Here is a 22,187-nt window from a genome sequence, read left to right as displayed (position 1 = left end):
CAGTAAACCTTTTTACCTTTATTCATCAAAAAATAGCATCGCAGTATGAAACAGATTGCCATTCTCGTTCCCGAAACAGCAGTAGTGGAAGCGGTTGCTGATCCCCGTTATCTCTTTTCGGCAGTGAATGAATTTTTAAAAAGCGACGGAAGGCAACCCATGTTCAATATACAAATGGTGGGATTGAGATCCGAAGTGAAAGTTGCTGAAGGAATATTCTCCATACATACAGACGCAACAATTGCCAACGCACGGAAACCTGATCTGATCATCATTCCAGCCATCAGCGGCAATATGGAAAATGCTATTAGGTTGAATAAAGATTTTGTTCCCTGGATTATCCAGAATTATAAGCAGGGATGTGAAGTTGCGAGCTTGTGTCTTGGTGCTTTCATTTTTGCTTCATCCGGATTACTCGATGGAAAAACATGTTCAACACATTGGCTCTTTGCAAATGAGTTCAGGAGATTATTTCCTGAGGTGCAACTGATCGATGATAAGATTGTTACGGAAAATAAGGGTTTGTACACCAGCGGCGGAGCCAACAGTTACTGGAATTTATTATTGCATCTGGTGGAAAAATACACCAGTCGTGAAATGGCGATACTTGCGTCAAAGTTTTTTGTACTTGATATCGGAAGAGTCAGTCAGTCGCCATTTACAATTTTCAAAGGACAAAAAATTCATAACGATCCTGAAATTGTACAAGTGCAGGAATTCATAGAAGCTAATTACCAGGAGAAAATTACCGTCGATGAACTGTGTTCAAAATTCGGAATCGGCAGAAGGACATTTGAAAGACGTTTCAAAAAAGCAACACATAATACCGTTCTCGAATATCTGCAAAGAGTAAAAATTGAGGCTGCAAAAAAGGAGCTTGAAACAGGAAGAAAAACGGTGAATGAAGTCATGTACGAAGTTGGTTATACTGATACGAAAGCTTTTCGTGAAGTATTTAAGAAAGTAACATCGATGTCGCCGATTGATTACAGGAACAGGTATAATAAGGAAGTGGCTTGAGTGGCAGGCGGGCTCCCAACTCCTGCCTCCCAACTAAAAAAAAAGGCAAACGGGAGCTACCCATTTGCCCTTGATATATACCACCACCTGTTAACTCTTAGGATCGAATTTTTTAAAGAGTGATTTTACACCGGCCTGGATTTCTTTACTGGTAGGATTCTGGTTTTTCAGTTCATCAGTAACCCAGCCCTGCCAGATTACCTTATCGGTTTTTGCATCAATCATCGTGATCGTCAATGTTCCTTCTTTCACATCATACTGTCGTGAATCATAACCCATGAACTCAGACGGAAAATATATAGACCCGAATCGCCTCGTGTATGGATTATAGTATCGACGGATGTAAGGCTGTGAATACAACGGATCACTTGTTTGTTTCACTTTCTTTTCCACGAGGAGATCATGTTTGATAATGACGTCCGGTTTTCGGTTATCCTTTTTCCAGTTGATGTCGTTCAGTTCAGCTTCAACCGCCGCACGCAGGTTCTGTTTGGTCAGATCCTTCAGATACTTGTCGCCTTCTTCCTGGGTGTCAAGCCAGGTGAAGGAATTGTATCTGCCCATATCTACTGATGGGTCTTTTTCTATATGTGCAACGCTTGAACAGCTGTTCAGAAAAATCAAACCCACAACCAGGGATAAGATTGCTGTTAACTGTTTCATTGTTGTTTGTTTTATACTTACTTAGACGGATAAACGATACAAAAATTGGTTAAGGAAAAGCGAAAAGGCAAAAGGTTTAACGTTAAAAGTTTAACGTAAGCCTCCGATAATGGTAATTCAAAATGAACAGTTAAAGCTTTTATTGGATTTTATTGTTCATTGTTAATTACACTACTTGCGCCTGTGTTTACCTTCAATGTTTGACGTTTGCATCTGTGATGGACATTCAACAAAATGAATAGTTAAAGCGTTTCGTAGGATTTAACAATTCATCAGCATATCACACCATCTCACGTTCAACGTTCAACGTTTTACGTCCTGGCCCTGGTTTTAGGTTCTACTTTAAACGTTAAACTGTATTAAGGCTTCTCCTCCCAGCTCAATCTGATCTCCATTGTGCAACTCATGCCCAACATTGGCGATTGATAACCACTTGATATTGTCGCCGGAATGAATTTTGACTTTATTGCCATTCTCAGGCAAGCCGCCGTTGTCAGGATAAAGCATGTATTTATTCGATTGCGGATTGAAGCGGATATATGCGTGATTGCGACTGATGTGCTGATTGTATCTGCCCTGTTCATTCTCGGCGGCTATCTCTGATTTCTCTAGAAATGCAATGTCGTTATGCTGAATCTTTCCTGACGGCAACTTTGGATTTTTTGATCTTCCAATATTAAATCTCAGTTGCTCTGCGGGGTTAAGCTGGTACACTTTTTTCTCTGCCAGTCCGCGCAAGATGGTAAGCTTTGCGGTTAGATAAGGACCTGTTCCAACTTGTCCACGATGCAATACTTCCAGTCCAAAATCATTTTCGATAAAGATATTTTCAGGAAAGTCGTCTTTTACTGCTGCATATTCATACAACCAAACATGATCAAGTGGTATGAAATGATTCTGTAATTTTCTTTCAAGATATTCCTGTTGAAATACTACTGGTTCATCAAGATGCAGCGCCACTTTCCTGATCTGCATTTCCAAAGCATCTGATATTTTGTAGTATACCCTGAGACCAGCAATGGGCCTTGTTTTCTCATCGACATAAGGCAACAAACCTTTCAGGATAAACCTGATCAGCTCCTCGCGTTTTGCATATGCAGCTGGCCTGGAGAAAGTAGAAACAGAAGGAGAAGCGGAAACAGTGTGTGAAACGGGGATGGATGAAGCACCAGGTTCCTTCACAGATGCGGAAGCACGATTTGTTGACGGAGCAGATGTTTTTTCTGCAGCAGGAGTATCAATGGGAGTTGACCCCGGAGGCGTTCCATACTTTATGATATCCGGTACTCCATCATCCCTCTTTTTTTCAACTGTCACTTTTTCCGGCGCTGGTGGCACATTCACTTGTTCTTCTTCTGAAGTGAAGCCAAAACTTTTTTTTAGTCCGTCCAATATATTTTTCATGATCCAGGATTTATTTTAATTGGTTATTCCATGTATTTTCTTTTCGCAAGAATGTCTGCTACAGTATTTGCAACCAACACAGCATTGGCAGAACTTAAACCTTCTTCGATTCGGATACATACTACTGTATTTGATTTTTTCTCTGGTGTTGGCGCGAAGAAAACATACCAGCCATCCGACATTCGTTCACCACGAATGATCCTTTCAGGTGTGCCTGTTTTACCCGCTACTTTAACACTCTTAATTTTTTGTTTACCTGCGTTCGATTGTTCGTACATGAATTTTTTGATGATGCCTGCATACGATGAATCAGCCGCTACCATCACACCTTTTGCAGGAACATTGGTCTGACCCGCTTCGACAAGTGTATATCTTGACGGCATCAGCATTCCTTCGTTGGCAATTGCTCCCGCCATACGCGCCATCGATGCAGGGGTTGAGGTGAGAACACTTTGTCCCCAGGCAAGACCGGAAAAATCACTGCGGTATCTTTTCGTTTTTCCTTTGTATTCTGGATTAAGGTATGCGCGACGATCTTTCTTCAATGCACCGTTTCTCCATATCGCATAGGATGCTTCTTCCTGCTGATGATCTTCCGTTGGACGATAATTGTAACCTCCTGTTTGATGCAGATTCATGCCTGTGGCTTTGTACAACGCCGCCATATGGTCCTCGAGATCGTAATCGTTGGCGAGACGGATGAAAAAGATATTACTCGAATGCACGATGGCTTCGTGCATGTCCACAAATTTTACTTTCGGCACAAATGGTTCCTGCTCGGTTGGATTGTCGCGAAAAATTTCATTGCGACTGATATCATTGTATTTCACCGCGGCAGCATCTGTTCCCAGTTTGTTGAGGCCTGCAAGCGCTGTAAGAATTTTTACAGTCGATCCTGGTGCAGTGGCATATGTCATTCCCGGATCACGATCGGAAATCGGAGTGGGGAGTAATAATTTTTCACGTTCAGGAAGATCCATCAGCTCCGGTGATTGCAGATTGGGTAAGGGATTCATGGCTGAACTCAGAAGATCACCAGTAGATGCATCGAGTACAACAACTGACATCCTTTTGTTGTTGAACCTGCTTTGCTGTAGAGAGTCCTGTATTTCTTTTTGGAGTGAGGCATCGACGGCAAGCTGAATATTCCTGTCTTTGGATCTGATTTCAATCACATCAGGATTTGTACTATCGATAGGATGTTTCAATCCATTGACCAGCGATGCGAAATCATATCTCAGCAACTGATTTCCCTGCAAAAATGGTTTTGTAAATCTGTCGGGTTGATAATTTACATGGACTGAATCAATTTTAATTCTGCTCACGCCATAACCACGCAACGCAGTGAGATGTCGGGCTTCGGCGAAATAGCCATTATTCTGTCCCCAGAAAATTTTGCTATTATAGTCCCCCGTCCAATAAAAAAGATCTTCTTCAAACGGATAATATCTTTTTACTCGGGAATGGCTGAGTTCTTCCAATTGTTTTTCAGGGATACCTGCTTTATGTAGAGCATCCAGCGACCTGATCAGATCCTGTTTTTCACTGGTTGCTACCAGTACTCCATTCCTGTCATAGATATTTCCGGCAGCGACCAGGTTCATCAGTTTGTTAATCCTCGGATTGTAGCTGTAAATCGGCAATCCATTTTTCATGATGACACGCGACGGCTTTGCAAGAAATTCATCCCGTGATGAAATCTGTATTCTAAATAACTGTACTGACAATATCAATATCCCAATCAGGAAGAAACTGATTCCTGTGATCAAAACCGGATCATGATGTTTGCTGATGAATTCCTGCTGTTTTTGTTTACCCGGTCTTGCAGAAATTCCTGCAACTATACCCAGCGCAGCAAGATTGATGATCAGCGATATTTTGCCGTAGCTAAGGAATGGTGCGGTGATACCTGTGAGCGGAAGAAGCCCTATAGAACCACCTGCGATTAAAAGAAGCTGTAGCCCTAATGCGATACCGATCCCTGCGGAGAGATAAAATGAAAATGGATGTCCCGATTTTCTTGCAAAAAGAAATATGCGATGAATAAGAATGCCAAATAAAAGGAATATGGCAACCAGCCCGGTCCAGCCCAGTTCTTCGCCAATAGAAGGAAGGATCATATCGGTATGCGCTGCCGGCATGGTGTTCGGGTAGCCACGACCGATACCTGTTCCCGAAGGGCCACCGGAAGCCATCGTCCAGTAACTATGAGCTACGTGATCTCCACCATACACATCATTGTCCCAGGGACTTTGCCAGATCGCCTTACGATCGGCTAGCCTGCTGCCGATACCGGGAACCTGTTCGCCAAAAACGAATGCTGCAATTACCAGCATGATGATTACTGGTGCATCAGCAATTACCGCAGCGAAACCGTACCAGCGCATGGATTTCATATGCCCAAGCAGAAACGATATAACAATCACCCAGGCGAAGCAGGCAGCTGTTGCTACAAGTGGTGGCATTAACCATAATAAAACACCATATACGAGTCCCGTGAGCAACGTGAACAGAAGATTCCCCCGCGCTATACAATAGAAAAACAGGAACGTAAAGCACACGACGAGCGCCGGACCCATATCACCCATCAACAGGTAAATAAAAAGAATCGCAGCGATGGATATCAATACTGTCCAGCTGGTTAAAAAACGCCAACGGATATCCGAAAAATTACGGAGCTTTTCAAAGTTTGATGCAAAAAATGCCGCGAGAAAAATCAGCAGCAGATATTTGGTGATCTCTCCTGGTTGAAACAACAGTGGTCCAAGACGGAGATTTACTTTAACACCACTTCCTTCGGGTCCGGTTCCAAAAAATAATGTCACCAGAGAAAGTAAGACAGCAAGCGCGAGCCAGGTCCAGCCACGCAAGGCATAGGTCTGCTTTTGTTTGAAGTTAAACAGAAAATCAAACCACCATTTGCTGTGCATACGGCTGATGTTGACAGCAGAAAAAATGCTGTAAGCAAACAGTCCAACAATCACGCCTTGCAGAACCTGTGATGCATAAAGCGTATCAGCCAGGGGATCCTGGATACTGAACATCAGCAAAATGGAAATACCGCATAACAGAAGGAGTACGGGTAATAAAAACGGGTCAGGTTGCTGTTTTCTAAAAACAGCAACAAGCTGTGCGATAAAAAAAGAAAAGATCAGGGAGCCCGCAATCAGCCAATAGATGGTGCGGAAACTTTCCGGTGTTCTTACCATGAATACGCCATCCTCCCTGATTTGCCCATAAGCAGCAGTTCCCAAAAGCGGGATTGTATGTGGTTTTCCATTGAAGTCGTAACTGGCATTTTTCTTTAACCAGGCACTGCCTTTCCTGGCACCGAATTCAAAGCCAGGTTTTAGCGGAAGTACGCTATAGCCCGAATCGGTATGAAGACCGGTAAACTCATATTCACCATTTGCTCCGGTTCTTGCAAACCAGTTGCGCAATCGTGATGAATCCAGCGCCGGATCGCCAAAATGTTCTTTCAATTGAACCAATACACCATTCAGACTTTTATTTCCCGCGCTGATGTTTCCACGGATCGATTTATCACCATCCGCGATTTTTACTGATGAAGGATGAGTTATCGGTCTATATAATTCTGATTCAAAAAGGGCGGAATCAAATCCAAGCCTGATCCTGGATGCAAGTAATCTTTCACGAAGAGAAGACCCTGTTTTTGATGAGTCTGTCACTGCTGGTACACGGACCTGAAATTGTGATTTATTAAGCGCGCCAAGGTTTGGCAGTTCAAGTCCTGATTTCAATTTTGCAGCAAGTGAATCGGAAACCAGCCGCATATCATTTTCATCACGGAAATAGTTTCCTTTTTTTAAAGCGAGATAGATGGTTTCCGGCTGTACGTTTTCATCCAGCAGAACTGCATTGTTTTTCTGCATTTCAGACTCCGTACGTTCAAGCGATGGTATGATCGTGAGATAGAGTCTGTAGAATAAGAGCATTAGTATGACAGCGGAACCTGTGAGCATCAGGAATGCTTCACGGCCGTTGTGAATCCTGTTATTTCTTTCCCTTACCGACATGATAAAATCTTTAGGGTTATAAACTTCCTTTTACAAGCAATTGATCAAATGCAACAGTTTGGTTTCCATCCACACGAAATCCGAAATAATTTCCGAATGCACCATGGAAAGGGATGATTTTCTCGGGTTGATCATTGATCAGAAAAATGATATTGTTGTCGTGTTTTTCGATGCCGAGCGTATTCATTTCGCGTCCCGGCCTTATAAAATTTGATTTGGTCCAGTCGACCATTACGTTCCAGTGATCTTTTTCCCACGATCGGATGGAGAAATATCCATTGGAGGAAATATAAAAAACATGGTAGCTGTCCTGGTCTGTATCACCGCAGAAATTCAGGCCATATCCATACGATGTTTCTCCTTCTATGCGGGTTGCCGTGGCAGTTATGCTGAAATCTTTTTTTGTATCCAGGTTTATTTTCACTGAAGAATGATAAGTGAATGTATCCGCAGTTCCTTTGATAATATACTTACCATTTTCAAGGCGGAATTCTGATTCAGCTTCTTCACTTTTCCAGATAGTATCGTCTGAATCTGCGAAGTCATTATAATAAATGTCATTGTTCATCTGAATGCCGCTGTCATCGGGCTGTTGAGAAGAAGCTCCGAATGGCAGATGGTTTGCGGACCTGGTGTTGTAAAGATTTGATGCGTCGTTTTCATGCCCATTGTTTTCACCCTGTGTTAATGATGCCAGACTTTTATTTACATCTGCCAGTACATCTTTTTTTTGCGAAGCAGGTAAGGTGATGTCGCTGTTTTGTTTTCTGCCATTATCAATTTCAAAACCGAGTATGGTCTGCCCTGCTTTTAATATCCAGAAAACCACCATTCCTGCGAAAAGGATCAATGATGTCTTCAGAATTTTTGAACCATTCGATTTCGGGACTTTGTTTTCCGTCTGATATTTTATTGTTTTTGCTGACAGTTGGGTGAATGGAATTGTTTTATTTACAGATGATGATGTGGATACCGGCAACACTTCCTGTTCATTTTCGATCGAAGCCTGGTAAAGCAGATTCTTGATGAGTGCTACATCAGCAATTCTTTCACGGGTACTTTTTTCGAGCAAGCCATGAAGCAATTGTCTTAACGCATTGGGTATTCCGCGACCACCAGGTTTAAAAGGAATGGGTACGGGAGAACTCAGCACCCTGTGAATATAGGGCAGGAGCTCTTCTTCATGATAGTCGAAGGGTACAGAACCGGTTATGCATTCATACAGTACCACGCCCAGTGAATAGAAATCCGCCGGGGTAGATACTTTTTTTGCATGGTTGAATTGCTCAGGGGATGCGTATTCATAAGTCAGCATGGAAGCTCCTGTAACGGTAATCCTGTCGCTCTGTTCACGCACTTTAGCGATTCCGAAATCGGTGAGCAGAAAAAGCAGTTCGCCGTTTTCCGTTCTCCGGTACATGATATTTTCCGGTTTGATATCCCGGTGTATGATGTTATTAGAGTGAATCAATTCCAGCGCGTCTGTCATATGTCGCGCGAGCAATACCACTTCTTCCGTTTTGAGTGAACCGTAAGTTTTTAAAAGACTTCTGAGATCACCACCTTCAATCAGTTCCATAACGATAAAGGGAAGATCTGCATTCAGCTGAACATCGATGATTTTTACAACATTGGGATGTTGCAGGGATTTCATAATAGCAGACTCCTGCTGAAAACGACGCAGCAATTCTTCATCAGAGTTGAAGCTGAAATGTTTTATAGCGACCAGTTTTCCTGTTTCGGTGTGCCTGGCTTTGAGAACCCGCGCGTTACCACGGCCCAGTTCTCCAAGAATCTCATACCCCCTGAAATAATCTCTGAACACTGACGTAGCCATTGGATTTAAGGATTCGAAAGGGTGAGTAATAATTGTTTATTCTTAGTTCCGGGTCGGTTATTTTTTATAGGATTGGCTATATTATCGAAGAGAACGTTTTCCAGTTGGATGGTAACGGGTACGGAAAGCTGGATGGCAGTTTCGAAATCATGGAAATGAATATTCTTCACGGTTACAACTGATCCGGAGTCAGCTTCGTTTGCCGATACAGATGCAGCCGGAAATTTTGGTTTTGCTTTTGCCGGCACAACCACCAACAACACATTTGAACTATCAGCCTGCTTTTGCAGATCGACCAGGTGTTTTGTTTCTGAGATCCGTATCGTATCACTCCGCATGGAATCAACAGGTCCGGGCAAAGCCGGATGACTGCTACGTATTGTGTACAGCATATTTTCTCTTACACTGTCGCGAACCTTGATTTCCTGGTGTGGTAGCGTGATTACTGCTTGCTCAGGTTCTTCTTCAAATGCAAAAAAATACCAGCTGGTTCCCGCGAAAAAAATCAACAATAAAGCTGAGCGAAGCAGGATCCTTTTCATTGAAAATTTACTCAGTACTGATTTGTTTTCATTTTCAGTAATCTCAGTGAACTTTTCTTTTTTGTTTGCTTCATCGGCTGGCGGCTTAGGCATTTGTTTTTTTTCTGTCTTCCGGTTATGACGGATCATCACCACTGTGATATTGTCAAAGCCGCCCATTTCGTTGGCTTTCTGAATAAGTTCATTCACTTTTTCTCCAACGGGGCGATGAGTGTTGAGAACCTCCGTTATCTGGCTTGCGGGTAACATATCTGTAAGGCCGTCACTGCATAGTAACAGCTGATCACCATAGATAAAATCTCCACTTCCATAGTCTAGAAAATCTTCATCATCCATCCGATGAATGGTAGAGCCTGCTTCGCGAAGGATCTCGTTGCGTTGCGGATGTTTCATTGCCTCCGCTTCAGTCAGTTCTCCTGCATCTTCACGAATACCCACAAATGAATGATCCCTGGTTATTTTTTGAAGAGACCCATTCCTGAAGCGATAAAGCCTAGTGTCACCTACGTGTACGTAATGAAAACAGCCGGCATGCATGTCAGTCACCACAGCTGTCAGCACACAACACATCTCAAAAAACTCAGGATTAATTTTTCTCTCTTCAAAAATGCGGTTGTTCGCGTGTAAAACTGCTTCGCGAAGCATAGTCAGCAAATCTCCTTTCGGAGAAATCATATATTCTTCTATCGATTCTCTGGCAATTTCTGCTGCCCTTTCACCACCTGCGTAGCCACCGACTCCATCTACCACGATCAGTAAAACCTTGTCCCGGTCCCACAACAGTTTGCAGCCATAGGCGTCCTGGTTTTCTTTTCTTCTTTTTCCCGGATGGGTATTTCCGTTGAAATGCATATGCCGAATTTTTACCTGGGTAAATTTTTAAAATGGCGTATCAGGAGTACAGCAGCAAATGAGAACAGGGCAATGGAAAGAAGGATATCCGTCATTTTGTTAAGACTTTTTAAAATCGAGCGTGATCATTCCGTTGAGCAGTATCTGGCATTTGTCTTTCAGATCGATCCATTGCGGCGATCCTGCTTCACTGCGTTCGATAACGGTTTCGTCTACACGGGTTTCCTGTCCGCTGAAAGAAGCGATCTGGAACTGTCCCGATCGGTCGTTGAATCTTATGCGTGCATGAGGATTGGAAACAAAACCGGAATCGATAAGTAAATAATTATTGTATCCCGTGTTACTGTCTTCTTTTCGCGCGATCACAATTTCTTTGTCACGCATAATATAGGTATCAGATCGATTGCTTCCTGCATTGAAAATTTCAATTTTCGCAAGGTCCTGCAACATTGTTCTTGCAATAGCAGGAGCAGTTGTAGAAGGGATACTGAAATCTGGCTGGTACCTGACAGTGAAATGTCCGTTTTCAATAAAATGAATGTGACGGAGCAGGTCTATATTGATATCCATTTTGTCAAAGACGTTGGTGGCCTTCACTTTCATGGTTACGCGCGCGGTAGACTGACGCTCTGAAATTGATGCCCCGCCTGGCTTTGCGCCGGTGAGCATACCGATCACGCGTATGTCGGACGGATTTATTTTGTCCTGAAAAAATTCTGCTCCTGGACCAAAACGAAAATGCCATTGCGAGGAGACCGGTGAAATATCACTGTACTTTTTCTGCAGTTGCTGGATACGGCTGTAGAAAACTTTCACCGTCTCCTTCACAATGACGGGCATAGAAGCAAGTCGTTGTTCATAGATATCAGGATGGAGGATGATCACATAATGCATGTTGAACATCAGACAGCTTCCAACGGGTTCGGTATGGCATGAATGATCAAAACACGCCACCAGTTCTTCGAGGATATCTTTATTTGTAACGGGCGCTGACTGGATTCGGTTTTCAGGAATGATAAAGGACCTGAGGCTTTCAAAAAAATTTGCCGGTTTTCGTTTCATAAAAAATCTTTCTTTTCTTAATCAGATTAACGAATCTTCCGGGCCGGAGAAACAGTTGGTTTTTCTTAGAAAGATGGTATAGGATCGGCTGTTGGGTTTTCCTTAACGAATCAGAGTTTCAATTTTCACAGGATACTTTTTTTGCAGCCTCTGCTTTCTATAAATTCCAAAACGAATGTTTTATTGTAACACATTTTTCTAATAACAAAACTTTAAAGAATTCATCTCCTGCACGTAAACGATATGCTTGTTTGCTATCGGACTGATGGCAATTGTTAATGTGCTTTATGAGAGTGAGAAGAATTTGTTAATGTGGTTGTGGGGCCTGCGGCCTTTGTAAACAGCCATAGCGCGGAGATCGCGGAGGAGCAGCCCGCAGAGGGCGCGGAGAATGTTTTAAAGATGAAGTGTGAATGAGAAAAATTTATTGATTAAAATAAATAACTGGGTATTTGCTAATCAATTGACAATGTTGACGATCGCCTACGGCGAGATTTGAAATGCAGGACACGGAGGACGCGGAGAAACAGCCCGCGGAGAGTTTCGGAGAATATTTCCAAAACAAAATGTGAATGAAGGAAATTCTTTGGTGCAAATAGCTAATAGATCTCTGCTATTGAATTTACAAAGTGATGATCGCCTGCGGCGAGATTTGAAATGCAGGACGGAGGACGCGGAGAAACAGCCCGCGGAGTGCTTCGGAGAATATTTCCAAAACAAAATGTGAATGAAGGAAATTCTTTGGTGCAAATAGCTAATAGATCTCTGCTATTGAATTTACAAAGTGATGATCGCCTGCGGCGAGATTTGAAATGCAGGACGCGGAGGACGCGGAGAAACAGCCCGCGGAGAGTTTCGGAGAATATTTCCAAAACAAAATGTGAATGAAGGAAATTCTTTGGTGCAAATAGCTAATAAATCTCTGCTATTGAATTTACAAAGTGATGATCGCCTGCGGCGAGATTTGAAATGCAGGACACGGAGGACTCGGAGAACAGCCCACGGAGTTTCGCGGTGAAGAATAAAGTGGCAATCAAAAAAAAAACATTTATTGAAAATGCCTTTGGTTTCCTGCTCTTAATTGTATTCAAGCTCCAATCAAAAAGGTGATTTTCCTCTGCATCCTCTGCTTGTATTCCTCCACGCACTCTGCGTTACAGCTGTTAATCGAAGCCGAAGGCTTATTTCTCCCTAAATATTTTAAACACTAACTTCAAATGAAATCTAAAACATGACTAACCTCACCCGTCGGCAGATGATAAATCTTTCCGTGAATGCAACGGCAGGAATAATTGCAATACCAGCGATTGCAAAAGATGATCAACTGCGTTCCAACAGTAAATCATTTACTGTTGGTGACATCATGAATATCATTTATAAAGAAATTCCCGGTGCGCCGTTTAGTCAGACGGTAGATACATTGAAAAGCGGGAATGCAGATCAACAGGTAACCGGAATTGTTACAACAATGTTCGCTACTGTCGATATTATAAGGCAATCGATCGCGTTGAAATCAAATTTCATCATTGCGCACGAACCTACATTTTATAATCATGCAGATGAGCTGGATTGGGCGGGAAATAATGATGTTGCGCAGAAGAAGCTCGCGTTATTGAATGAAAATAAAATTGCCGTCTGGCGTTTGCATGATTACCTGCACTCGTTCAAGCCGGATAGTGTAAGGTATGGCGTTGTGAAAAAAATGGGATGGGAAAAATATGATCCGCAAAGCAATGGGCTGATCAATATTCCTTCGACAAATCTTGCGCAACTGGTGGCCGATTTCAAATCGAAATTAAAAATCAAACATCTCCGGGTAATTGGTGATCAGAAACAATCCTGTTCAAAAATTGCGGTATTACCAGGAGCTCCGGGTGGTCAGCGGCAAATGAGCGCTGCAGAGTCTTTACAACCGGATGTCATTGTTTGTGGTGAATTGCGTGAATGGGAAACTGCAGAATATATCCGCGATGCCGAAGCGCTGGGAAAAAAAATGTCATTGATTTTATTGGGGCACGCGGTGAGTGAAGAACCGGGAATGGAATGGCTCGCTGGATGGTTGCCGGGCAAAGCACCGGGAGTTCCGGTGAAACATATTCCTACGCCGGATCCGTTTCAGTGGTTGTAGAAGAATGGCATAAGGTGGGAGTGGGGGAGCCCGCCTGCAGGCCGGCAGGGCAGGAGAAATAGTTTGCAGGATTTAGTAGCAAGTATTCGAAGGTGGAAACATTCCTGGTAGATGTTTTTAGTAGAGACAACGCAGGCGTTGTCTCTACTAAAACCGGGCATTAATATCATTCGAAACAAAAAGGCGTTCAATCTTCATTTCTGTTGGTGTTCCAAGTATCAATGATCATCATAATCTGACTCTGACTGGAACACTAACAAAGATCTCTGATTTTTCACACAAGCGCCGGCTGTCTGTCACGTCCTAAAAAAAGTTGTCCCTACTTACTACTTACCACTCTCTACTTACTGCTGAGAATGCAACGCCATCCTGTTTCCTTCCGTATCTAAAAAATAAGCCATATAGCCAATCTCAGGAGTGATCAGCGTTTTATCCATGATGATTTCACCATGTTCATTTTTGATTCTTTCAATAATATCATCCATGGCAGGATTGGCATTCAGATACACCAGGGTTCCATCAAGTGAAGGATGTTGATAATCGCTTTTCACCAATGCGCCTGACACTTTCCCGCTACCATTATTATATGGAAACATTGCCATTAACATTCCGCCCATTTCCATTTCCTCCATATGGATGCCAAAGATGGTCTGATAAAAATGTTTTGCTCTGGCCATGTCTTTCACTGGAATTTCAAACCAGTTGATACTGTTGGTATTGCTGTCCATAAATGATAATTTTAAGGAAAGGTAAAAATATCCGGTTGCTGTCACGTCAATGCCGTATGAAATCATGATGAAATCGGAAATTAGCCGGTTGAACCACATAAAACGGGGATGATGGAAGAATCGGGACTGAATTTTAAGGCCATTATAATGATTGGTGTAGTAATGATTGCATTTATTATTGGATTGATTTGGTTTCTTCGTGCTAACCGGAAGGATAAGAAAATCCTGGAAGAGAATCTCAACAAAAGCGAATCACCACAACGTGTTCGCAGAAGATCGGACTCGACAGAAGATCCCGGTCAGGAAAGACTTTAATTACCAAAAACAACATTGATATGTTTTGCCTCCCTTTGATTTTCTGGCTTGGTTCATTGATGAATGCGCAGCCACGACCAACATTTAAAGCACAGACAATTGATTCCAGTATCAGCATCGGTTATGGTCTGGCATTAGCGGATGTGGACGGTGATGGCAGAACCGATATTTTGTTAGCCGATAAAAAACAGATTGTCTGGTATCGCAATCCGGACTGGAAGAAAACGGTGATGGCGGAAAATCTCACAAAATATGATAATGTCTGCATTGCTGCTGCCGATATTGATGGCGATGGAAAAGCAGAAGTTGCTGTAGGTGCACAATGGAATCCCGGAGAGACTTCGAATGCCGAGGAGTCTGGTGCTGTTTTTTATCTGCAACGTCCGGCTGATCTTACGAAGAGCTGGACGCCTATCAGGCTGGCGCATGAGCCAACTGTGCATCGTATGCGGTGGGTAAAGGCAAATGATGGAAAGTATTTTCTGCTTGTACTTCCCTTGCATGGGCGCGGTAATGTGTCAGGCAAGGGTGCGGGTGTAAAATTTCTTGCCTATAGTGTGCCTGTTCAAAAAGACAGCGACTGGCCTTTGTATCTTCTCGATTCATCGCATCATATGACGCACAACTTTCATCCATACATATCTGCAAAGAACAAACAGGCAACGGGAATTTATATTGCTTCAGCAGAAGGGGTGCGGTTTATAGGCGATACGATACCGAGAAGAAAGTGGTATGACGCAAAAATGTTTTCAGGAATAGATCATGGTGCAGGAGAAATTAAAGTAGGAGAGGCAGGTGGAAATGCAAATTTTGTAGCAACAGTAGAGCCAATGCATGGTAACAATATCGTTGTGTATCACCCGGGAAACAAAATGGAAAGATTAGTGCTGGACACGAATATCAAAGAAGGTCATGCGCTGGGTGTTGCAGATTTTCTTGGTACCGGATCAGAGCAGATCGTTGCCGGCTGGCGTGGCCCGAATGGAACCAACGAGACAGGTATCAGGATGTATTACCTCACAGGAAAGGATACCCGAAACTGGATAACCGCCTGGGTCGATCAGAATGGAATTGCCTGTGAAGATATCCAGGTAGCTGATCTTAATGCAGATGGCAAACCGGATATCGTTGCTTCCGGAAGAGCGACAAAGAATGTGAAGGTGTATTGGAATAAATCAAGTAAGTAGTACGTAGTAAGTAGTAAGTAGTAAGTAGGACAACCGGCGTTTGCGGGTGTGGGATATCGAATGAATGTAGTGCTCGCGAAATTTTTTTGAAAAGCTTAAATGAATTTAAAAGCAATTTTATGGTCTGTTGCGCCATCAGGGCTGAGCAAATTTTCGACATTGTTGGTCTCCAAATTCTCACTCTTATACGAGTTTCCAACATCAGGGTTTGAAATTTCTTTTTCGTATGGAGCACGCAAAATATCGGTATTAGTTTTTACTTTCACTTGATACCATTAACTACTTACTGCTAATTCTGCTGTTTAACCACTACCGTTTAAACAATCCTCTGGTGTATCGCCTTCGCTACCACTTCCGTCAGCGAGGCCACATGTAATTTCTCATAAATTTTCTTCACGTGCGAGCGCACGGTTTCGTAACTGATATTGAGTTCTGCAACAATCATCTTGTAACTTAATCCGTTCACCAGGCAACTCAATACTTCTTTTTCACGAGGCGTCAATTGATAATCGGTGGCTTCCTGTGGGCGAATCACGTTTGCTGCTGATTGCATCTTGTTCAACACTTTTCTTGCAATAGACGGACTCATGGGCGAGCCACCATATTGCAATTCACTAATTGCTTCTACAAGACGAGTGTTTAAATAGTTTTTCAGAATATATCCTGATGCCCCGGCGCAGATGGAATCAAACACACGATCATCATCTTCAAAAACCGTCTGCATCAGTACCTGTATGTGCGGAAATTCTTTTTTGATCTGCGCCACGGCATCAATTCCCGACATTCCCGGCATTTCGATATCCATGAGCACAATGTCAGGCTTGCATGCCTTTACATCATCTATGCAATCAAGTACATGACTAAATGATCCCACCACATCAAACTGGGGTTCGGTTGCCAACAGCATGCTTATACTCTCCCTTATATTCTTATTATCGTCGAAAATGGCAATCCGAAGTCCCATAATGTTTGATTGTCTGGTAAAGGTCAGTAATTCCGGGATCGTATACAATCCCCAAATCAGGGGATGGAGAAACGTAGTTTTATTGTCATCCCTTGGCCGGGACCGGAGTCAATCATACACACACCTTTCATTTCAGCAGCGCGACGGTACATATTCTGTAACCCATTGCCCGACATGGGATTTGCCTGCGTAGGTCTGTTCAGGTCCATGCCTTTGCCATCATCCTTCACGGTCAGTTCAAGATCGCGATCATGTCTCACTTCCACCCACACGTTTTGTGCTTCGGAGTATTTAAGAATGTTATTGATTGCTTCCTTAAATATAAGATAGAAATTTTTGCGTTTGGTCATCTCCAGGTTGAGATGCTTTACATCGGGATCAAAATCAAAATGAAAAAAGATATCCTTTGTTACCAATAGTGGCCGGGCGAAAGAATCCATCCTTTGGAGGATGGTTTCCATATTGTCGTTGCGCGGATTAATTGCCCACACAATATCATTCATCTCCGAGATCATTTCACTGGAAGTTGAAGAAATCTTTTCAAGCGTATCCTGTAACTGATCTTGTTTTTGTTGCTGCTTATAAATTTTTGCTACCTGGCTGTACACGGAAATCGAACTCAAAGTTGATCCGACATTATCGTGAAGGTCCTGCGCAATTTTATTCCGGATATCCTGGCGACGAATAATTTCATTGATCCTGTACAGATAGATTCCATAGATAGCGAATGAAACAAAAGCAGCACAGATGGCATAAAACCAGAATGTTTTCCAATAGGGTGGATTGATCCTGATGGGAATTATAGTGGTTTCTGTACTCCATATACCAGGCTTGACGGAAGCTTTCACCATAAACCGGTAATGCCCTCCATCAAGATTGGTATAGTTCACCGTATTCCTTGTGCCATCCTCCACCCAATCTTCGTCTACCCCTTCCAGCTTGTGCGCATAGTGAACCGGTTTTCCGGCCTGGAACGAAGGCGCTGAAAATGCAAGCGTGAAAAAATTCTGATTATAATTCAGCTCAATTTCTTTTTCGTACAGACGCTGGTTATTCGATTCATTGAATATGCTGAAGTCAGTCAGAAACACTTTTGGTTGAACATTTGCTTCCCGGATCGAATCAGGATGAAATGCAATAATATAATTCGTGCCTGCCACAATCATCTTTCCATTTTTTCCCGCAAAGATTTGTCCTTGTACACCACCTGATTTTTCAATATCAGGTAAGTGAAAGCTCGTATATGTTTTTTGAACCGGATCGTATTTGTGCAGGTTGCCATTCGCAATCACCCAAACATTTCCTGAAAGATCAATTCTTAAACCTTCAGTAAGATTGTCGGAGTTCCGGATATGTTGAAATGATCTGGTGCGGAGATCGAAATAATGAAGCCCGCCACCATAGGTACTGATCCACAGGTTTCCGTATCTGTCCTCTGCTATATCATAGACATTATTATTGCTGATGCTTTTTTCGTCGCCGGGATTGTTGATGTAGTAATGAAATTTCGGATCAACACCCCGCTGCCATTCTCCCAGACCCATTTTTGATGTTGCTACCCAGATCTTCCCGTCACTTGTTTTGTAAAGTTTTCTTAAGAGGTTATCGCGGATATTGTACCGACTGATGATTCTCCGGATACTATCCTGTCGGTTTACCCACTGTTTTAAGGTGAAGTCATAATAAGTTAAATAATGTCCATAGGGAAGCGTAATGAGCACCGGATGATTGTCCAGCGTATCCATCATCATCGATACTACGCGCGACTCGATGATCCTGTTCATCACCACATCTTTCTCCGTATTGGGTAATCTTTGCAGTTTTCCGTTTTCTTTTGAAAACAGAAATAGTGAAACCTGGCTGCCGAGGAATAAAGTATTTTCATCAGGCTGAAGAAAATTTGTGATGTGCAGTGCTTCACCATTGAATTGCATGGGAATGTTACGGAATTGTCCATCACGATTCATTTCATAAATTCCCATACTTGTGCCCAGCCAAAGCGATTCGGAGTTATTATTCATCACATCATACACAGCGATATTTTCATCTTTTTCTGCAGGAAGAAATTGCTGTGTGAACTGTTGATCTGAGGGATCATGAATGCTTAATCCTTTATTCGTCCCCAACCAGATCATTCCCGATCTGTCGATATATACTTTGTACACGATGTTCCCTGCAATAGTCCCTTCTGCGGCGGGATCATGTTTGTAATGCTTGAATGTACCAGTGTTGTAATTGTATACATGCAAACCATTTCGCTTGCCTCCGATCCACAACTGCTGACGGCTGTCTTCCGCAAACGAAAGTGGATCATCACCATCATAACTGCCGGGTTGATTTTCCGGGGTGATCACTGTTTCTGTTTTGTTTACAGGGTTGAGCTGATAGATTACTTTATCCCAGGATCCGAGCCACAACATATTCCGACTATCACGAAATATGGTCGCCACCGCCATATGCGGAAGTTTCGCGTATACGTTTCCGTAACGGGCGTCTTCTTCAGTCTTAAAATTGTGTGGATCAATGGTAATCATTCCACCTCCCTGACGTCCGGCCCATATTCTGCCGAGATGATCAAGCTCAAGATCGAGTACTGTTCTTGATCTGCTGCGGACGGGCTCGTCAAAAATTTCCTTGGATTTATTGAAACGTATAATGCCCTGGCCACTGGTTGCAAGCCAGAGATAGCCCAGTTTATCTTCCAGTATGCTATTGACAATATTACCGGGGATAGAGCTGCTATCACTGCTTTTGTGTTTGAACTGGCGAAATTTTTCGGCAGGTGATTTTCTGTAATCGAATCTGGTAAGGCCTCCATCGGCGGTTGCAATCCAAATTACGCCATCTTTATCTTCCAGAAGATCTGTTATGATATTGCCGGAAATGGTTGAAGGAACGGCAGCATCATGTCTGTATACTTCAAAACGAAAACCATCATAGCGGTTAAGACCATCATCCGTTCCGATCCACATAAATCCGCGCCGATCCTGTAGAATGCAATTGACTTTATTATTTGAAAGTCCATTATCAGTATTCAGGTTGCGGAAATACAATGCCTGCGACTGCGCAAATGCAAATGAAACATTGAGCAGACAAAACAGTGTAAGCAGCTTCCGCATAGCAACTAAAGGTAAGTTAAAGGTTTAAGGTGGAACGTTGAAGGTAAAACGTACGCTTCTGATATCAATATCTGTGTCCCGATTGAGCAAAAAGTATATTTGAATAACTGACTCTACTCATTAAACTCAGTTCTGTGCTTTGAAAATTGATTCTTTAAGTTCTGAATGCTCTCTTTGAAAAACCATAACTTTCGAAACACTATTGCTATAGCTTAGGCATACGTTCTACGTTCTACGTTCAACGTTCAACTTTCACAGGTTCACTGTAAATGAAATCATCCATCACTGCCAGGTCTGATGGCCCGCCTGCGCTGATATCCTTATTCCCATCATCAAGTTTCCCATCATGAGAAACTCGTATCCTGGAAATTCTTGGAGCGTTGAAATGAATACCCAGGAATGAAAAACTGCTTCCGGCGTCATGTGGAATTACGAAGAATTTTCCAAGACTGGTATTTCCGTCAAAAAACTCCAGTGATGTACTCGTGGCGATGTCAACATCGGAAAAAACTACTCCGAAGCCATTCACTTTCGCAGGTTGTGTTTGACCTGCAACACGAAATTCAACATCCCATACTTTACTGCTGATGTTGGCAAAAACTTTGTTTCCGCTAAACGAGTGAAACTCGCCTGCAGCTTCTTCATTTACTTCGAAAAATCCCGTCTTACTCGCCTGGAATTGGCCTGCAGAGGTGTACACAAGTCCGCGCTGGTTTTGTACGGGAGCGCCTGGTCCTGTCGGGTTAAAAAAGTCATCAGGAATTTTTGCATTCAACAGGTTGTCAGGTATGCCATCCCAATTTATCTCGCGACGGCCTGAGGTGGCACCTGGCGTGGTGTTCAGCTGATCACCCACAAGCGAACGAAACTCGGCAATTGTATTCGTCAGATCGCCGCTTTTGGAGAATAACCGATACGAATTCTGATCCTGAGGGTCTTCATTGTCTTTGCTGCACGAGGAAGTAAAAAGCGTAAATGAAAAACTGAATACAGCCACGATCAACAGATTGCTCATTTTCATACCAGATGTTTTTAGAGGTTTTAAAATCAACGGCGAATGTCTGTTGATGAGCCATATTTGTCTATCACCAGAAATATAAAAGCTGTCCCCGATTTCGGGGATAGAAAAAACCCCGGCAGAAGCCAGGGCTGAATTCAACGATTAAAAAACCAAACTGAAAATTTTATCTCCCGCAGAGGGCGCGGATTTGCGCAGCCTGACATTGAGGGGTTTAGCAAGGCTTTCATTGTTATTAATTACTCTGTTTCGGCTCATCGTAAAACAGATCATCAAACGCTACAAGATCTTTATTACCTCCATCACTGATATCTTTCACACCTGCTGCCAGAACACCATTGCCTGCCACTATTTTGATATGTGTTATTTTTTCCTCGTCAAATTTCACTCCAAGAAAAGAGAAAGCGCCCGTTGATGCTTTAAACTGACCGAGGCTTTTTGTACCGTTGAAAAATTGCACATAAGTTGAGTTGGCATCATCAACATCGAGAAACACTATTCCAAATCCTTTTATGAATGCTGCGGTGTTTGTGCCTGCGAGTTTAAACTGCAGTTCAGTAATATTCGATGTTGCAGATATAATTGCTTTCTTTTTACTGAAGGGTATGAATTCGTCTGCATAACTGGGATCTATTTCTGCGAATGAGCTGCTATCCAAACGAAGTGGTGATCCGGTATTGAGATAAACCAAACCTCTCTTTCTGCCGTTTGCGCCAGCAGGATCAGTCAGATTAAAAAAATCAACCGGGAAATTGTTGTTATTCGTGAGGCTTGCAGGAACGCCATCCCAGTTGATTTCTCTGCGTCCTTCCGTAACGCCGGGTGCAGAATTGACGGGGTCTCCAAGTAACAAACGAAACTGATCAATTTTCGCGGCGAGTGCGGATTCATTACCGGCAGCCTTCAGAACTTCGGATTCAATCAGCGGCTCTTCATTTACAGGCGGGTTGTAATCGTCATCATTTTTTGAGCAACCAAATATCAGGGTTAGTAAAAACAGGCTTGAATAGAATAATAACTTTTTCATGAAACAATTTTTATTGGTGATAATTTTTTCAGCAATTATAAAGCGACTCATATCTCAGTATCTATGCTGATCGTCTAACAACACAAAGATGCTCTTCCGCGAAAGTGTTTTCCATCGCCGATAGTGTGTGGTACCTCACTGATTCCGGGGATTCAGGGAATCAAAAGCCAAAAACGAAAAGCCAGAGGTCAAAACTGAACAAGGAATGGTGAGAAATAGTAAAATCTACTGAAGAGTAAAATAATACGATGTTAATAAGATAGTTCAACCTGAATTTTGTAATC

General features: G+C 42.7%; 15 protein-coding genes. 4 read left to right on the top strand and 11 right to left on the bottom strand.

All coding sequences use genetic code 11. From position 1 onward, the window contains the following. Positions 1 to 45 precede the first annotated feature (45 nt). The gene (locus tag P2W82_RS23075) at positions 46 to 1,020 is read left to right on the top strand and encodes a GlxA family transcriptional regulator (protein ID WP_336518322.1); all 975 of its coding nucleotides are present in this window, start codon (positions 46 to 48) and stop codon (positions 1,018 to 1,020) included. A 90-nt stretch (positions 1,021 to 1,110) separates the two neighbouring features. Here the strand turns inward: P2W82_RS23075 and P2W82_RS23070 are convergent, their stop codons facing one another. The 6 genes from P2W82_RS23070 to P2W82_RS23045 form a co-directional block, all read right to left on the bottom strand. Beyond that, positions 1,111 to 1,683: a DUF4136 domain-containing protein gene (locus tag P2W82_RS23070; protein ID WP_336518321.1), complete on the bottom strand. Its 573-nt coding sequence runs from the start codon at positions 1,681 to 1,683 to the stop codon at positions 1,111 to 1,113. Positions 1,684 to 2,025: 342 nt separating this feature from the next. Continuing rightward, positions 2,026 to 3,087 (bottom strand): FHA domain-containing protein, encoded by a 1,062-nt coding sequence (locus tag P2W82_RS23065; protein WP_336518320.1) that lies wholly within the window; start codon positions 3,085 to 3,087, stop codon positions 2,026 to 2,028. Positions 3,088 to 3,110: 23 nt separating this feature from the next. Beyond that, the gene (locus P2W82_RS23060; RefSeq protein WP_336518319.1) at positions 3,111 to 7,124 is read right to left on the bottom strand and encodes an FtsW/RodA/SpoVE family cell cycle protein; all 4,014 of its coding nucleotides are present in this window, start codon (positions 7,122 to 7,124) and stop codon (positions 3,111 to 3,113) included. A 16-nt stretch (positions 7,125 to 7,140) separates the two neighbouring features. Beyond that, positions 7,141 to 8,961: a serine/threonine-protein kinase gene (locus P2W82_RS23055; protein ID WP_336518318.1), complete on the bottom strand. Its 1,821-nt coding sequence runs from the start codon at positions 8,959 to 8,961 to the stop codon at positions 7,141 to 7,143. A 5-nt stretch (positions 8,962 to 8,966) separates the two neighbouring features. Next, the gene (locus P2W82_RS23050) at positions 8,967 to 10,355 is read right to left on the bottom strand and encodes a PP2C family protein-serine/threonine phosphatase (RefSeq protein ID WP_336518317.1); all 1,389 of its coding nucleotides are present in this window, start codon (positions 10,353 to 10,355) and stop codon (positions 8,967 to 8,969) included. 99 nt (positions 10,356 to 10,454) lie between these two features. Further along, positions 10,455 to 11,417, bottom strand: coding sequence for an FHA domain-containing protein (locus P2W82_RS23045; protein ID WP_336518316.1), 963 nt, complete (start codon positions 11,415 to 11,417; stop codon positions 10,455 to 10,457). A gap of 1,231 nt (positions 11,418 to 12,648) precedes the next feature. Between P2W82_RS23045 and P2W82_RS23040 the strand changes: the two genes are divergently transcribed. After that, a complete protein-coding gene (locus tag P2W82_RS23040) occupies positions 12,649 to 13,545 on the top strand; it encodes a Nif3-like dinuclear metal center hexameric protein (protein WP_336518315.1) in 897 nt (298 codons plus the stop codon). 344 nt (positions 13,546 to 13,889) lie between these two features. On the opposite strand, the gene P2W82_RS23035 is transcribed toward P2W82_RS23040, so the two are convergent. Continuing rightward, complete coding sequence (locus P2W82_RS23035; protein WP_336518314.1) at positions 13,890 to 14,273, bottom strand: VOC family protein; 384 nt, start codon at positions 14,271 to 14,273, stop codon at positions 13,890 to 13,892. Positions 14,274 to 14,384: 111 nt separating this feature from the next. On the opposite strand from P2W82_RS23035, the gene P2W82_RS23030 reads away from it, so the two are divergent. Continuing rightward, a complete protein-coding gene (locus tag P2W82_RS23030; protein WP_336518313.1) occupies positions 14,385 to 14,588 on the top strand; it encodes a hypothetical protein in 204 nt (67 codons plus the stop codon). 20 nt (positions 14,589 to 14,608) lie between these two features. Further along, positions 14,609 to 15,775, top strand: coding sequence for an FG-GAP-like repeat-containing protein (locus P2W82_RS23025; protein ID WP_336518312.1), 1,167 nt, complete (start codon positions 14,609 to 14,611; stop codon positions 15,773 to 15,775). Positions 15,776 to 16,091: 316 nt separating this feature from the next. On the opposite strand, the gene P2W82_RS23020 is transcribed toward P2W82_RS23025, so the two are convergent. From P2W82_RS23020 to P2W82_RS23005, 4 genes are all read right to left on the bottom strand, one after another. Beyond that, the gene (locus P2W82_RS23020; protein WP_336518311.1) at positions 16,092 to 16,739 is read right to left on the bottom strand and encodes a response regulator transcription factor; all 648 of its coding nucleotides are present in this window, start codon (positions 16,737 to 16,739) and stop codon (positions 16,092 to 16,094) included. A gap of 56 nt (positions 16,740 to 16,795) precedes the next feature. After that, positions 16,796 to 19,858, bottom strand: a complete 3,063-nt coding sequence (locus P2W82_RS23015) for a sensor histidine kinase (RefSeq protein ID WP_336518310.1) — start codon at positions 19,856 to 19,858, stop codon at positions 16,796 to 16,798. A 238-nt stretch (positions 19,859 to 20,096) separates the two neighbouring features. Beyond that, positions 20,097 to 20,879 carry a hypothetical protein gene (locus P2W82_RS23010; RefSeq protein ID WP_336518309.1) on the bottom strand — a complete coding sequence of 261 codons (783 nt, stop codon included), beginning with the start codon at positions 20,877 to 20,879 and terminating at the stop codon, positions 20,097 to 20,099. Positions 20,880 to 21,111: 232 nt separating this feature from the next. Continuing rightward, complete coding sequence (locus P2W82_RS23005) at positions 21,112 to 21,903, bottom strand: hypothetical protein (RefSeq protein WP_336518308.1); 792 nt, start codon at positions 21,901 to 21,903, stop codon at positions 21,112 to 21,114. Positions 21,904 to 22,187: the final 284 nt, after the last annotated feature.

The organism is Pollutibacter soli (assembly GCA_029269725.1).
Classification (GTDB): Bacteria; Bacteroidota; Bacteroidia; order Chitinophagales; family Chitinophagaceae; genus Pollutibacter; species Pollutibacter soli.
The sequence above is the reverse complement of the archived record's forward strand: the minus strand, read 5'-3'. Positions and strand labels throughout refer to the sequence as shown.